Origin of the sequence: Streptomyces sp. NBC_00620 (assembly GCF_026341825.1) — a bacterium.
Classification (GTDB): domain Bacteria; phylum Actinomycetota; class Actinomycetes; order Streptomycetales; family Streptomycetaceae; genus Streptomyces.
This window is the reverse complement of record NZ_JAPENY010000001.1, coordinates 1,243,493-1,258,085: the sequence shown is the minus strand read 5'-3', so window position 1 is coordinate 1,258,085 and position 14,593 is coordinate 1,243,493. Positions and strand designations below refer to the sequence as shown.

General features: G+C 66.1%; 13 protein-coding genes. 7 read left to right on the top strand and 6 right to left on the bottom strand.

All coding sequences use genetic code 11. The features are described from left to right. Positions 1-127: 127 nt before the first annotated feature. A complete protein-coding gene (locus OG246_RS05785; protein WP_266456792.1) occupies positions 128-2,095 on the bottom strand; it encodes an amino acid transporter in 1,968 nt (655 codons plus the stop codon). A 434-nt stretch (positions 2,096-2,529) separates the two neighbouring features. Here OG246_RS05785 and OG246_RS05780 point away from each other — a divergent pair, with 434 nt between their 5' ends. Next, entirely contained in the window at positions 2,530-3,603 is a 1,074-nt protein-coding gene (locus tag OG246_RS05780) for a WD40 repeat domain-containing protein (RefSeq protein WP_266456790.1), read from the top strand. Positions 3,604-3,741: 138 nt separating this feature from the next. Here the strand turns inward: OG246_RS05780 and OG246_RS05775 are convergent, their stop codons facing one another. Together OG246_RS05775 and OG246_RS05770 are read right to left on the bottom strand one after the other, a co-directional pair. Beyond that, a complete protein-coding gene (locus tag OG246_RS05775) occupies positions 3,742-4,233 on the bottom strand; it encodes a peptidylprolyl isomerase (protein ID WP_266456787.1) in 492 nt (163 codons plus the stop codon). Between the two features lie 67 nt (positions 4,234-4,300). Next, on the bottom strand, positions 4,301-4,855 hold the full coding sequence (locus OG246_RS05770; protein WP_266456784.1) for a hypothetical protein: 555 nt from the start codon (positions 4,853-4,855) through the stop codon (positions 4,301-4,303). Between the two features lie 620 nt (positions 4,856-5,475). On the opposite strand from OG246_RS05770, the gene kdpF reads away from it, so the two are divergent. The 5 genes from kdpF (at position 5,476) to OG246_RS05745 (ending at position 10,804) form a co-directional block, all read left to right on the top strand. Then, complete coding sequence (gene kdpF, locus OG246_RS05765; RefSeq protein ID WP_266456782.1) at positions 5,476-5,565, top strand: K(+)-transporting ATPase subunit F; 90 nt, start codon at positions 5,476-5,478, stop codon at positions 5,563-5,565. An 8-nt stretch (positions 5,566-5,573) separates the two neighbouring features. Then, positions 5,574-7,238, top strand: coding sequence for a potassium-transporting ATPase subunit KdpA (gene kdpA / locus OG246_RS05760; protein ID WP_266456779.1), 1,665 nt, complete (start codon positions 5,574-5,576; stop codon positions 7,236-7,238). Beyond that, positions 7,235-9,367 carry a potassium-transporting ATPase subunit KdpB gene (kdpB, locus tag OG246_RS05755; protein WP_266456776.1) on the top strand — a complete coding sequence of 711 codons (2,133 nt, stop codon included), beginning with the start codon at positions 7,235-7,237 and terminating at the stop codon, positions 9,365-9,367. Before kdpA ends, kdpB begins: the two co-directional genes overlap by 4 nt. A 5-nt stretch (positions 9,368-9,372) precedes the next feature. Further along, complete coding sequence (locus tag OG246_RS05750) at positions 9,373-10,005, top strand: potassium-transporting ATPase subunit C (protein ID WP_266456773.1); 633 nt, start codon at positions 9,373-9,375, stop codon at positions 10,003-10,005. Between the two features lie 115 nt (positions 10,006-10,120). Further along, entirely contained in the window at positions 10,121-10,804 is a 684-nt protein-coding gene (locus OG246_RS05745; protein ID WP_266456762.1) for a response regulator, read from the top strand. 29 nt (positions 10,805-10,833) lie between these two features. Here the strand turns inward: OG246_RS05745 and OG246_RS05740 are convergent, their stop codons facing one another. After that, positions 10,834-11,622, bottom strand: a complete 789-nt coding sequence (locus OG246_RS05740; RefSeq protein WP_266456759.1) for a transglutaminase domain-containing protein — start codon at positions 11,620-11,622, stop codon at positions 10,834-10,836. Between the two features lie 404 nt (positions 11,623-12,026). On the opposite strand from OG246_RS05740, the gene OG246_RS05735 reads away from it, so the two are divergent. Beyond that, positions 12,027-12,797, top strand: coding sequence for a hypothetical protein (locus OG246_RS05735; protein WP_266456756.1), 771 nt, complete (start codon positions 12,027-12,029; stop codon positions 12,795-12,797). A gap of 156 nt (positions 12,798-12,953) precedes the next feature. Here the strand turns inward: OG246_RS05735 and OG246_RS05730 are convergent, their stop codons facing one another. Both OG246_RS05730 and OG246_RS05725 read right to left on the bottom strand, forming a co-directional pair. Next, positions 12,954-13,592: a hypothetical protein gene (locus OG246_RS05730; protein ID WP_266456753.1), complete on the bottom strand. Its 639-nt coding sequence runs from the start codon at positions 13,590-13,592 to the stop codon at positions 12,954-12,956. Positions 13,593-13,601: 9 nt separating this feature from the next. Next, entirely contained in the window at positions 13,602-14,486 is an 885-nt protein-coding gene (locus OG246_RS05725) for a hypothetical protein (RefSeq protein ID WP_266456750.1), read from the bottom strand. Between the last annotated feature and the right edge of the window lie 107 nt (positions 14,487-14,593).

Here is a 14,593-nt window from a genome sequence, read left to right as displayed (position 1 = left end):
GCCCCCTCCGCCCCTTCCCGTCCCGTTTCTGGGGGCTGCGCCCCCAGGCCCCCCTGTCGCGCTGCGCGCTCGTCCTCAAACGCCGGACGGGCTGAAAGATCTGCGGCCGGGCTGAAACCTTGTCTCTCTAGCCGACGTGGACCTTCGGCCGTCGCGCCCGGTCCCGTTCTGCCTCCCTCAGGACCTCTCTCGTTACCGGGGCCACCTCGCCCTGGCCGAAGAGGAAGAAGCGGAGGAAGTTGGTGAAGGGGTTGCCCTCGGTCCATTCGAAGTAGATGTGGGGGGTCTGGCCGGTGGTGTCGCGGACGTAGAGGAGGAGGGCCGCGAGGGCGTTGGGGATGGAGGAGGACTCCAGGGTCAGGACGCGGTAGCGGCCGTGCATGACTTCGCCCCGTACGTTCAGGCCCGCCTCGAACTCCGAGGCGTCGAGGACGGTGACCTCGACGAAGACGAAGTCCTCCTGGGCGGGGAGGTCGTTGTCGGCGCGGATCTGCTCGATCTTCTCGCGGTACTCGGTGATGTCGCGGTTGTCTGGCTCGTTGGCGATGAAGCGGGCCCGGCGGCTCGCGATGTCCCGTACGAACCGTTCCGCAATGGGGTCCATGGTCAGGCTGGTGACGCGCAGTTCGAAGGCGCGGGCGAGCCGGGAGAGGAGGGAGACGAGGATGATCGCGGCGATGAAGCAGGCGCCGATCTTGACGCCGTCGGGGCGTTCGATGACGTTCACGACGGTCGTGTAGAGGAAGACCGCCGAGATGACGGCGAAGGCGATGGTCCAGTTGCGCTGGCCGGCCTTGCGGGCGGCGATGGTGACCGCGACGGCGGCGGAGCTGATGAGGACGAGGACACCGGTGGCGTACGCGCCGCCCTGGGCGTCGACGTCGGCGTCGAAGATCCAGGTGACCAGGAACGCGACGAGGGTGAAGACGATCACCATGGGGCGGACCGCGCGTGCCCAGTGCGGGGCCATGCCGTAGCGGGGGAGGTAGCGCGGCATGAGGTTGAGCAGGCCGGCCATGGCGGAGGCGCCGGCGAACCACAGGATGGCGATGGTCGAGACGTCGTAGACCGTGCCGAAGGCGTTGCCGAGGTACTCGTGCGCGAGATACGCCAGCGCGCGGCCGTTGGCCTCGCCGCCCGACTCGAACTCCTTCTCCGGGATGAGCAGCGTGGTGATGAAGCTGGTCGCGATCAGGAACACGCTCATGATCACGGCGGCGACCGTGAGCAGCTTCTTCGTGCCCCGGATGCGGCCGGTCGGCTTCTCCTCGGTGTCGCCGGGCTCGCCCTCCACGTGCGGCATGACCGCGACGCCCGTCTCGAAGCCGGAGAGGCCGAGGGCCAGCTTCGGGAAGACCAGGAGGGCCACGCCGATCATCGCGAAGACGTTGCCGTGTTCGGCGGTGAGGGCGGTGGACCAGTCGGTGATGACGTGGCCCTCGGTGACCACGTGCCAGAGGCCGGCGATCGTCACCACGACGTTGAGGCCCAGGTAGATGCCCACCAGGACGACCGCGACGCCGATCGCCTCCAGGAAGCCCTTGAGGAACACCGCGCCGAGGAGGGCGACGAGGATGAGGGTGATCAGCACCTGTTTGCCGTGCAGGGCCTCGGTGAGGTGCGGGTTCTCCACCAGGTGGGTGGAGGCGTCCGCCGCCGACAGGGTGATGGTGATCAGGAAGTCGGTCGCGGCGAAGCCCAGCAGGGTGAGGACGAACAGCTTGCCCTTCCAGAACGTCAGCAGCCGTTCCAGCATTGCGATCGAGCCCTGGCCGTGGGGGCTTTCCTCGGCCACTCGGCGGTAGACGGGGAGTGCGCCCGCAAGGGTGACGATGACGAGCACGATGGTCGCCACGGGGGACAGCAGGCCGGCCGCAAGCGCCGCGATGCCGGGCTGGTAGCCCAGCGTGGAGAAGTAGTCGACGCCGGTCAGGCACATCACCCGCCACCAGGGCTGGCCCTTGTGCACGGGCTCCGGCTCGGCCTCCTTCCGCTGCGTGCCCTTGCCCATGTCGGACAGTCCCTGCAGCATCCACGCACGCAGACGGCTCGTGCGAGGGGGGCTCGTACGGGCGACTTTGTCGGCGGTGGCCATCGGCGTGCTCCTGACGTACTGGCAAGCGAAGGGTTCCGGCCATTGCGCGGACGACCGGGCCAGCGTATGCAACCAGTGATCCACAGGCCCAGGGTCCGGCGCATGTTGAGAGGAACGTTTCCGTCAAGACCCCGGAACGTCTCCGCCTGTTCGTGCGGCCCGTTCTTGTCCGCGCTCCCGTCACTCCACCTCCGCCCCACGACCGCGACGGGCCCTGTCCTCCCCCGCTCGTCAAGGGGCTCGCTCTGTCCCCGGGGGCTGGCCGCGGCGATGGACGGCACGCTGGTGCCGGAGGACACGCCGGGTGGGGGCGCTGACGCTGGTGATGTCGCCCGGTTTTGAGGGCACTTGACGTCTTGCGGTGGGACGATGAGCGGCGGGACTACAGGACCGCAGCTGGAATGGTGCGACGCCCGTATGCATCGGAGATTTCCATGGAAGATCCCGCCTCTTTCCTTGCGCGAAAAGCCGTCAAAGGCATGGTCGGAGCGATCGGTTCGCAATACAAGAAGAGCCGTCGCGAGAAGACGAATGCAGTCGATCTGGGTGAAATTCGATTCGAGCTCTTAATGAGCTTCCGGGGTCACGCGAAGGGGCCGGGCAAGTATCAGACTGCCGCAGTTTGTAGCCTGGATTATGATTCGTCGCGAGAAATCCTCGCCACTGCCGGGGCGGACGGAACGGTAAGGATCTGGTCGAAGGATCGGCCTGACGGTCGTGTCATTCACTCCATGCCCGGGCAATCGGCTCGTTCAGTCGCGTTTGCTTCCGATGGCAGGCTGGCAATCGGTGGAGCCACCAAACGATTGATTGTCATGGAGCCGGTGTCCGCGAATGATGTGGGGCCGGAGGTGGTTCGGTCATGGGATTACAAGCAGGCCATGAATCGTGTTGCCTGGGCGCCGCGTGGCAACGTCCTGGCTGCCTACACGTCATCGGGAGATGTTGTGACCTGCGACGCGTCCGGTGGACCACTGCAGGTCCTGTTTCATCGACGATTCGGTGACTTCGTCGGCGCGCCGTGCCTCAGATTCACTCCCGACGGCACGAGGATCGCTCGGTCCACGTACGAATCCGTCGCGGCTCACACGACGGCCGGAGATCAGGCGGAGAGCATTCGCGTGGCGAAAAGTCGCACGTGTGGATTCGACTTCTCTGTCGACGGAAGGCAGATCGCGGTAGGCGTGGATGACGGGTTGATTCACGTGTTCCAATGGCCTGGCGGAGAACCGGTACGAGTCCTGAGATCGCATGCCCCTTTGAGCGGTCTGGGGGCCACGGTTCCGGCTGTCGAGTACAGTCCGGACGGACAAATGATCGCCACGGCCGGCTACGACGGCGTATTGCAGATCTGGCGGGCGAATGACGGTGCACTCCTCGGCAGAAAGGACTGCCAGGGGGGAATCATCTATGCGCTGAAGTGGATTTCCGGCGGCAAGGAGATGGCCGTGGCCACTGGGTTCGGAGCAGTCCAGGTCTGGGCACTGGCTCGGCCGGGTGACTGGTGAGGATCCGACTCCGTCGTGGTACGCGGAGGGGCGTGCCCCGCCTTCTGTGAAGGCGGGGCATCGCCGTTTCCTCCGTCTGCCGGGTCTGGATCACGGTGACGACGGAGTGGCCGTCAGCGCGGGCCAGGACAGCAGGTGTTAGAGAACGCCGCTGCTCTCGATGACGATGCTCGTGCTCGGCGTGCCGCTCCTGCTGCCGTAGCCCTCGATCTTCTTGACGAGGTCGAGACCCTCGACGACCTCGCCGAAGACGACGTGCTTGCCGTCCAGCCAGTCCGTCACCACGGTGGTGATGAAGAACTGGGAGCCGTTGGTGTTCGGTCCCGCGTTGGCCATCGACAGCAGGCCGGGCTTGGTGTGCTTGAGCTGGAAGTTCTCGTCGGCGAACTTCTCGCCGTAGATGCTCTTGCCGCCGGTGCCGTCACCCCTGGTGAAGTCACCGCCCTGGAGCATGAACTGGGGGATGATCCGGTGGAACCCGGAACCGGCGTAGCCGAAGCCCTTCTCGCCGGTCGCCAGCGCGCGGAAGTTCTCCACGGTCTTGGGCACCACGTCGTCGTACAGATCGAAGACGATCCGCCCCGCGGACTCGTTGCCGATACGGATGTCGAAGTAAACCTTTGTCGTCATGCCGTCAGTCTGGCATTTCCCCCGTGGGCTGCTTACCCATGGGCCCCTATACGGCCCCTATACGGCCCTAATCCATCCCCGAGACCTTGAACACGGTCATCGCCGTCTCCCGGTCGATCCGTTCCGAAACCCGGCGCAGTGCCGTCGCCCCGCAGGTCAGCGAGCCGCGCAGAGCGGAGACGCGGGCGTCCTCGTCCAGGCGGTGCCACAGCGGGGGGTTGGCGACCAGGACCCGGGGGTCGATCTCGACCGAGACGCCGGAGGTGTCGCGCAGGACGAGGCGCTGGGCGACGCCGTCCAGGCAGCGGACCGAGACCAACTGGTCGGTGCGGACGCGGCGGGTGCGCAGCAGGCCGCGGGAGGTGAGCCAGCCCTCGCCGGCGGCGACGCGGGTGGGGTGGAGCACGAGGAACAGCAGCAGCGCGAGCGTCACCCACAGGGCGGCCCGCGATGGTGTGAGGGTGCCCGCTCCCCAGTCGATCACCAGGAGCAGGGCGAGGAGTGCGGCGGAGCAGCGGATCGAGCTGCGCAGATCCTGGGCCCAGAGGCGGTCGTGGGCCACCTCGGCGGGGCGTGTTGCGGGTGCGTCGACCGCGGCGCGCGTGTCGTTGCGGCGTTCCATACGACCGACGGTAGGGACCCGGAAGGCCGGGTGCAGCACCCCTTGACGGGACTCTGATGGGCGGGCGCGTCAAGGATCCGACAGGGGCCGGGGAGCTCTGCCACGTGGACACGGAGGACCGCGTTCAGGTTTCCGCCGCCCCACGGGCCGGACGGTGCACTGTGGAAAACCCCGGGGTCCCCACTCGTTCGGCTTGCCTCCGAGCGCCGCGGCCCGGGCCGCCCCATAGCGTCGTACGTACGTGAGACCGCCGGGCCCGGAATCGCGTCATCGTGCTGATCCGCGAGGTCGGGGCCGACCGACCGTGGCGGCGGCTGCCGCGGAACGAGCGGGGCGCGGCCGTCGCCCACGCGGTGCGCCGGGACCCGGATCCGGTGGTCTGCCGGCTCCGCTTCCGCCTCATCCGAAACATCGCCGTAAGGGATGCGTCAAAGCCGTACCGCGCCCCGTATGGGAGCCGTCAACGGTGGCCGAATCCGGTCGGGGAGGAGCTTTCCTCTACTAGTCCGTTCAATTCCGAACCTCATCTAGGAGCTCACGATGGCCGACGTGGCCTTCGTCGTCACCACGATCGCGGTGTTCGCGCTGGTGGCCCTCGTCGCCAAGGGGGTGACGAAGCTGTGACCGCCGAGAACATCGTCGGCCTGATCGTGGCCGTCGCCCTGCTGGGCTATCTCATCCTCGCCCTCGTCTTCCCCGAGAGGTTCTGAGCACTGTTATGGGACCCGTCCTCGCCGGCGTGCTCCAGATGGTCGCTCTCATAGCGGCACTGGCACTCGCCTACCGTCCCCTCGGCGACTACATGGCCAAGGTCTACTCCTCCGACAAGCACCTGCGCGTCGAGAAGTGGATCTACAAGGGCATCGGCGCCAACCCGAACACCGAGATGCGCTGGCCCGCGTACCTGCGCAGCGTCCTCGCCTTCTCGGCCGTAGGCGTCCTCTTCCTCTACCTGCTGCAGCGGATCCAGGGCATCCTGCCCGGCTCGCTCGGCTTCTCCTCCATCGACCCGGACCAGGCGTTCAACACCGCCGCGTCCTTCGTGTCGAACACCAACTGGCAGTCGTACTACGGCGAGCAGGCCATGGGCCACGTCGTGCAGACCGGCGGCCTGGCGGTGCAGAACTTCGTCTCCGCCGCGGTCGGTATCGCCGTAGCGGTGGCGCTCGTACGGGGCTTCGCGCGCTCGCGCACCGGTGAACTCGGCAACTTCTGGGCCGACATGGTGCGCGGTGTCATCCGCATCCTGCTGCCCATCGCGGTGATCGCCGCGATCATTCTGGTCGCGTGCGGCGCCATCCAGAACTTCGCCGGCATCCACTCGGTCGGCCAGTTCATGGGCGGCTCGCAGGAGTGGAACGGCGGCGCGGTCGCCTCCCAGGAGGCCATCAAGGAGCTGGGCACCAACGGCGGCGGCTACTTCAACGCCAACTCGGCCCACCCCTTCGAGAACCCCACCCCGTTCTCCAACCTCTTCGAGATCTTCCTGCTCCTGGTGATCCCGTTCGCGCTCACCCGGACCTTCGGCCGGATGGTCGGCTCGCTCAAGCAGGGCTACGCGATCCTCGCCACGATGGTCACCATCTGGATCGGCTTCACGGCCCTCATGATGTGGACCGAGTTCGCCCACCACGGCCCCGCCTTCGACATCGCCGGCGGCGCGATGGAGGGCAAGGAGACCCGCTTCGGCGTCGGCGGTTCGTCGATCTTCGCGGTGGCGACCACGCTGACCTCGACCGGCGCGGTGAACTCCTTCCACTCCTCGTTCACCGGCCTCGGCGGCGGCATCACGATGCTGGGCATGCAGCTCGGCGAGATCGCACCCGGTGGTACCGGCTCCGGCCTCTACGGAATCCTGATCATGGCGATCATCGCGGTGTTCATCGCCGGTCTGATGGTCGGCCGTACGCCCGAGTACCTGGGCAAGAAGATCGGCACCCGCCAGATCAAGTTCGCCGCCTGCTACATCCTCATCACCCCGGCACTGGTCCTCATCTTCGCCGCCGCCGCGATGGCCCTGCCCACCCCGGGCAACTCGATGACCAACAGCGGGGCGCACGGCTTCTCCGAGATCCTGTACGCCTACACCTCGGCCGCCAACAACAACGGCTCGGCCTTCGCCGGTCTGAACGCGGACACCCAGTGGTTCAACAGCACCCTCGGTCTCTGCATGCTCCTCGGCCGCTTCCTGCCGATGGTGTTCGTGCTGGCCCTCGCCGGTTCGCTCGCCGAGCAGAAGCCGGTGCCCGCGACCGCGGGCACGCTGCGCACCGAGAAACCGCTGTTCACCGGCCTGTTGGTGGGCGCGATCCTGATCATCACCGGTCTGACCTACTTCCCGGCGCTCGCGCTGGGCCCGCTGGCCGAGGGGCTGGCGTCATGAGCACCCGCACAGACAAACAAGAGGACGCCGTGTCCACAACCACCCCGACCCGGGCGCCGCACAGCGATGTGCCGACCGGCCACAAGCCCGACCAAAGCCGTGTCGGCGCCGGGCTCTTCGACCCGAAGCAACTGCTCAAGTCGCTGCCGGACGCCTGCCGCAAGCTCGACCCGCGGGTGATGGTCAAGTCCCCCGTCATGTTCGTGGTCCTCGTCGGCTCGGTGCTGACGACCGTGTTCTCGTTCAAGGACCCGGGCGACTGGTTCGGCTGGGCGATCAGCGCCTGGCTGTGGCTGACCGTCATCTTCGCCAACCTGGCGGAGGCGGTGGCCGAGGGCCGCGGCAAGGCGCAGGCGGACACCCTGCGCAAGGCCAAGACCGACACGGTGGCCCGGCGGCTCAACGGCTCCGCGGAAGAGCAGGTGCCCGGCACCGAGCTGCGCGTCGGCGACCTGGTCGTCTGCGAGGCGGGCGACATCATCCCCGGCGACGGTGACGTCGTCGAGGGTGTCGCTTCGGTCGACGAGTCGGCCATCACCGGTGAGTCGGCCCCCGTCATCCGTGAGTCCGGCGGCGACCGCAGTGCCGTCACCGGCGGTACGAAGGTCCTCTCCGACCGCATCGTCATCAGGATCACGACGAAGCCGGGCGAGACCTTCATCGACCGCATGATCGCCCTGGTCGAGGGCGCCGCACGGCAGAAGACGCCCAACGAGATCGCGCTGAACATCCTGCTCGCGTCCCTCACCATCGTCTTCCTGCTCGCCGTCGCCACCCTGCCGCCGTTCGCGGACTACGCGGGTACGCATCTGACGATGGTCGTGCTGGTGGCGTTGCTCGTCTGCCTCATCCCGACCACCATCGGCGCGCTGCTCTCCGCGATCGGTATCGCGGGCATGGACCGACTCGTCCAGCGCAACGTACTGGCCATGTCCGGAAGGGCAGTTGAGGCGGCGGGCGACGTGTCGACCCTGCTCCTCGACAAGACCGGCACCATCACCCTCGGCAACCGCCAGGCCTCCGAGTTCGTGCCGGTGACCGGCACCACCGACGCCGAGGTCGCCGACGCCGCCCAGCTCTCCTCGCTGGCCGACGAGACGCCCGAGGGCCGCTCCATCGTCGTACTGACGAAGGAGAAGTACGGGCTGCGCGAGCGCCACCAGGGCGAGCTGGCCGGTGCCGAGTGGATCGCCTTCACCGCCCAGACCCGGATGTCGGGTGTGGACGTCGACGGGCGCAGGATCCGCAAGGGCGCGGCCGGTTCGGTCATCTCCTGGGTGCGGGAGCGGGGCGGCACGGTGTCCGAGGACGCCGACACGCTCTCCAACCGGATCTCGGAGGCCGGCGGCACGCCGCTGCTCGTGGCCGTCGAGGACACGCAGGGCGCCCGCGTCCTTGGCGTCATCCACCTCAAGGACGTCGTCAAGGAAGGCATGCGCGAGCGGTTCGACGAGCTGCGCCGCATGGGCATCAAGACCGTCATGATCACGGGCGACAACCCGCTGACGGCCAAGGCGATCGCGGACGAGGCGGGCGTCGACGACTTCCTCGCGGAGGCGACTCCCGAGGACAAGATGGCGCTCATCAAGCGGGAGCAGGCGGGCGGCAAGCTCGTCGCGATGACCGGTGATGGTACGAACGACGCTCCGGCGCTGGCGCAGGCCGACGTGGGCGTGGCCATGAACACCGGCACCTCGGCCGCCAAGGAGGCCGGGAACATGGTGGACCTGGACTCCAACCCCACCAAGCTCATCGAGATCGTGGAGATCGGCAAGCAACTGCTGATCACCCGGGGCGCGTTGACGACGTTCTCCATCGCCAATGACGTCGCGAAGTACTTCGCGATCATCCCGGCGCTGTTCGCGGCGGTCTACCCGGGCCTGGACAAGCTCAACATCATGGACCTGTCCTCGCCCGACTCCGCGATCCTGTCGGCGGTCATCTTCAACGCGCTGATCATCATCGCGCTGGTCCCGCTCGCTCTACGGGGTGTGCAGTACCGGCCGGTGAGTGCGGACCGTCTGCTGCGGCGCAACTTGGGGATCTACGGGCTCGGCGGGCTCATCGCGCCCTTCATCGGCATCAAGATCATCGACCTGATCATCTCCCTCATTCCCGGAATCGGCTGATCGCCATGAACAACTCGGTTACGAACACTGCCCGGTTGCTGGGAGCGGGTCTGCGCGCCCTTCTCGTCCTGACCGTGATCTGCGGGGTGCTCTACCCGCTGGCGATCACGGGTGTCGCGCAGGGGCTGTTCCCCGGCAAGGCGAACGGCTCGGAGATCAAGGCGAACGGCCAGGTCGTCGGCTCCTCGCTGATCGGCCAACAGGGCTACAGCCTCGACTACTTCCAGCCGCGGCCCGCCAACGGTCTGGGGACGAACTCCGTCAACACCCAGTACAAGCTGATCTTGTCCGGCGCGACCAACCGTTCGGGTGACAACGCCGACCTCATCAAGTGGGTCACGGAGGCCAAGGCCAAGGTCATCAAGGACAACTCGGTGCCCGGCTACACGGTCAAGCCCTCCGACGTACCCGCCGACGCGGTGACGTCCTCCGGCTCCGGCCTGGACCCGGCGATCTCCCCGCAGTACGCCGACATCCAGGTGCACCGCGTCGCGGAGAAGAACGACCTCCCCGTCGCCGAGGTGCAGAAGCTCGTCGACGAGCACACCGACGGCCGCACGCTCGGCTTCATCGGCGAGCCGACCGTCAACGTCCTCGAACTCAACATCGCGCTCAAGGAACTTGTGGCCAAGAGCTGATGGACTTACGTGCGTTACGCGGGAGTTGGCGCCAGGGGAAAACCTCGGGGTACGCCAACTCCCGCACCACTTATGGCAGTCGTTGTCCGGCGTACGACGTGAAAGGCACACACCGATGACCCGGATGCTGGTGGTGGAGGACGACCCACAGCTCGTACGGGCGCTCGTGATCAACATGCAGGCACGCGGGTACGGGGTCGACGCGGCCCCCGACGGTGCCACCGCGCTCCGGCTCGCGGCCGCGCGACAGCCCGACGTGGTCGTACTGGACCTGGGGCTGCCCGACATGGACGGCACGGACGTCATCAAGGCCCTGCGCGGCTGGACGCGCGTGCCGATCCTGGTGCTCTCCGCGCGCCGCGCCTCCGACGAGAAGGTCGCCGCGCTGGACGCGGGCGCCGACGACTACATCACCAAACCGTTCAGCATGAACGAACTCCTCGCCCGGCTGCGCGCCGCGGTCCGCCGCACGGACTCCGTGCCCGTCGCCCCCGAGACCGTCCTCGTCACCACCGACGAGTTCACCGTCGACCTGGTCGCCAAGAAAGCCGGCCGCGCGGGCCGCGACGTACGCCTCACCCCCACCGAATGGCACCTGCTGGAGATCCTGGTCTGCAACCCCGGCCGGCTCATCACACAGCGCCAGCTCCTCCAGGAGGTGTGGGGCGCCTCCCAGAGCAACAAGACCAACTACCTGCGGGTCTACATGGCCCAACTACGGCGCAAACTCGAAGCGGATCCCTCGCACCCCCGCTATCTGATCACCGAGCCCGGGATGGGGTACCGCTTCGATCCCTGAGTCTTCCGAAATCGGTGGCTCTGCTCGGCTCAGGCCGTGACGGTGCGGGCGCCCGCGCTCCAGCGTCCGAGTACGGGCTCCGCGAGGGTCCGGGCCGGGCGGCACAGGGTCTGGTCGTGCCGGGCGAACAGCTCGTCGCGGGAGGTGAAGTGGCCGAGGTCCACGCGGACTTGGGCCGAGAGGTCGCAGGCGGTGCCCGGGCCGGCGCAGCTCGCCGCCGATGTGCCGTCCCAGTCCACCGCGGTACGGGCCACGGCGTCGAAGAGGGTTTCGCCGCCGTGGTTGCTGAAGCCGCCGGCTTCGCTCAGCTCGGTCAGAGTCCCGAACAGCTCGGCGATCGGCACCCATTGCCTGTCCGGTTGGCCGTCCGGCTGTCCTTCCAGCTGGAACTCGGGCCAGGCGAGCAGTACTTGCTCCGGTACGAGCGGCTTGAGCCGGGGGAAACGCGGATACCAGAAGCGTCCGTCCACCAGCAGTCCCCGCACCCGCGTGGGCACGCCGACCGCCCTGGCGACCGCCTCGAGCACCGCCATCCGCTGACTGCACGAGCCCCGCCCCAGCTTCAGCGTCCGTGAGGCGCGGCGCAGGTCGTCCACCGAGTAGACGGGCAGCACCTCGCGCGCGATGATCCCGTGCGCCACGCGCAGCGACTCGCGTGCGTCGCCGCTCCTGGGGATCCGCTCCACGAGGGCTCCGACGGCTGGGTGCGCCCAGTCCAGGGTGGCGGTGGGCCGCGTCGAGCCGCGCACGGGCTCCTGCGCGTCGACCGGTACGTCGTCACTGTTACGCCGGTACGGCATCAACAAACGGCTGGTCATGGTCCGTCCCCCTCATCCCCGTGACTGACTCCTGGCCATCATCACATGGGCCGATTTCATCCCGGCGGGCGGAAATTTTTTAGCCTGTCCGGCGTTTGAGGACGAGCGCGTCAGCGCGATACGGGATCTGGGGCGGAGCCCCCGGAAACGGGACGTCGGCGGCCTGGGGCCGGCCTTCGGAGACGGGACAGGCTCGCCTGGCATGGGCGAGGGGGTGGTGGTCACGCCGTGAGTGTCGCGATGCGCCTGGCCCTTGCGGAGTCGACCAGCCTGGTGATCACTAGAAAGAGCGGCAGGGGTCGTCGCTGTCAACGGCGGAGGGGCATGCATCCCGAGTACGGACGCGGACTTGCTCCAGGAAATGCATCAGCATCGGGTCGGCGCGACCGGTAACGTTTTCCAGCGTGAACGAGACTGGTGTTCAGTCCGAGCCCGCCGACGAGCAGACCGCTGCTGAGGATGCAGGGCGGCCTTCCCTTGTGGATTGGCAGAAGAGGCTCAATGACTCCTCTGGCCATCGTGCCATCGCGCTCGGAGCCCGAGTCAAACGAATAGGGTACGTGTTTCAGGGAAATGTTGCGCAATACAAGTTGCTCGTTGCCAAGCTGCAGGACCCAGCGGTATCCGGTCCGATTTTCGATGTCCGCAATCCCGAGGCGCACGACGGACTTCTATCAGAGGCTGAGCGTCTTCTGCGCAACGTCCTTACTGCGATGAGTACGCGAGTTGATCAGCAGCGCCGCTTCATGGAGAAGCATTTCCACGACGACTTGGCGCTGATGAGTGAATATGGTGGAAGGATCGCCTCTCTCTTTAAGGGTGACCCGCAGGCAGATTTCTTGAAAGGGCTGCGCAATTACATCACGCATACGCAGCTTCCTGTAGCGCAGAGTAAGCAGACGTTCGGACGTGAATCATTCGAGATCACCTTTACTCTGCCTGGTGAGCCCCTGCTTGAGTGGAAGGGTTGGAACGGCGTGCAGCGCACGTGGATCGCTGGTCAGGGCGATGCGGTCGCCATCGTTGATGCGGTCGACACCTACGCTTGTAAGGCCGGAGAATTCGACAAGTGGTTGTTCGATCGAATCGCTCTTGAGTGCAGGGCTGACATCGATGTATATATGCGCGAGTGCGCGGAGTTCAATCGCGAACATGATCGAGTCTTCGGTGGTTAGAGGTTAGTGCGGTTATGCTTGACTGGGAATCGGGGCGGTTAGGTTCGCCGTGAGCGGCTGCTCGGGCGAATGTCAGAGAATGAAACCTGTGGTGCATGAAGGTAATGAAGTCGCGTTCGCGGATATATGGAGAGCTTGTTCGTCAGCGGCACTGCCTCAGATCTCCGTTTGATCAGGGTCGGCTGTCTGGGCCTCCGAGAAGGTGCCGAATTCGGTGGAGCGGCTGATCAGCATAAGGTCCACATCGCCAGCGGTGAACCGTCCGGTGAAGTAGTGACCGGTCGCGGATTTCGGGATTAGACCGGTTACCGAGAGGCGGCAGGCGCCGTGGTGTCGGGGGCTGCGATGTTGGTGCGCCACGCGCGGTGTGTTGTCGTACAAGAACACGATCTCGGCTGTTCCGGAGTTCTCGGGGGCAGCGATTGTCGCGTTGCTGGAACGGGAGGTGCTCTCCGCGGTGCGGAGGGTGGCGTGCAGGCTCCAGTAGGTCTGCTCGATTATCATGTAGGCCGTTATAGGGCCGCGGTTCCCGCCAGCTGGGATGTGACTCTCCGGGCTGGGGGTCAGCACGGCGCGCCATGTGCCGTTCACCCACGCCTGGCTGCTGATCCGGTGAATCAGAGGCCAGCGCCAGGCCCACTTGTCGAAGGCAAGGACGCCGTAGCCGACGGCTGCTGGTATGTACGCGAACAGGTATCTGAACTCGGACGGGTACAACCCTAGTAACAGCAGGACGCCCGTATAGAGGGTTGCGGCGATGGTGGCACCGGTGCGGAGTGTGCTGGCCGGGCTCATCGTCATCCTTCAGTAGTTGAGATAATACAAGGCGCTGTTGATCAGGTCCCGAGCATCGCCTTCATCCCACTTCTGGCCCTCACCGAAGACCTTCTTCACCTCGTTGGGCTCCACCATGTGCCGCGTACCGAACCAGGCGTTCGTCAGCTGACTGCGGACGTTGGCCAGAGTGTTTCGTACGGCGTCATCGAAGCCACCCCCGAGGAACAGGTGGTCCGGCACGTTGTAGATCAGGCACTCGGAGAAGTACGACGGCAGCTCCTTGATCATGCCCTCTGCCGAGAGGTCGTTCTCGACGTTCTTCAGGACCCGCACGACGAACTTGTATCGCAGGTTCGTCAGGCCGTTCTTCGTACGCCCGTTGGCGAGCTGCAACTCTGGCCAGTTGACGATCTTCTTGCCGTCTTGGCCGAACACGACGCTTCCTTCGTACTTACCTCCGGTGGCCGTGTTGTCGAACAGCACGTACTTGAAGCACGGCACGACATCGATGCTGGGACGGCTGCCAATGACTTCTGGAACGTAGAACGCGATGTTGTGGTCAGCATCGATTGTCCCGAAGTGCTCATCGAGCGCCTCGTAGACCTCCTTGCGGAGGCTGTCCTGCGTCCACGGTCCCGTGTATGGGTCGGGCTTGTTGAACCACGACGTGCCGTCGTAGTAGAAGCACTCGTTCAACTGCACCCTGATGTCCACGTCGCTGTCGCCGCGGACATTGGTCTTGTTCGGGTAGGAGCCCTTCGCCTCAACAGTAATATCGACCCCTTGGAACGGCTCGTGCAGGTCTATTGCTGCCTGCACCATGCGCTCCGCTCGCTCCAGACGGTCTTGTTCCGACTGCCCTGGTGGATTTCGCCACTTGCTGATCAACGTGAGCCGCTGGTCGTAGGTCAACTGCCGTGGCATATAAGTCCTCCCCCGCTCCGAGTCTCTCCTTGAGAACAACAGCCTAGGCACAGGCACTGACAAGCCCATCCGCCAGAGAAACTGTTGCTATTGGG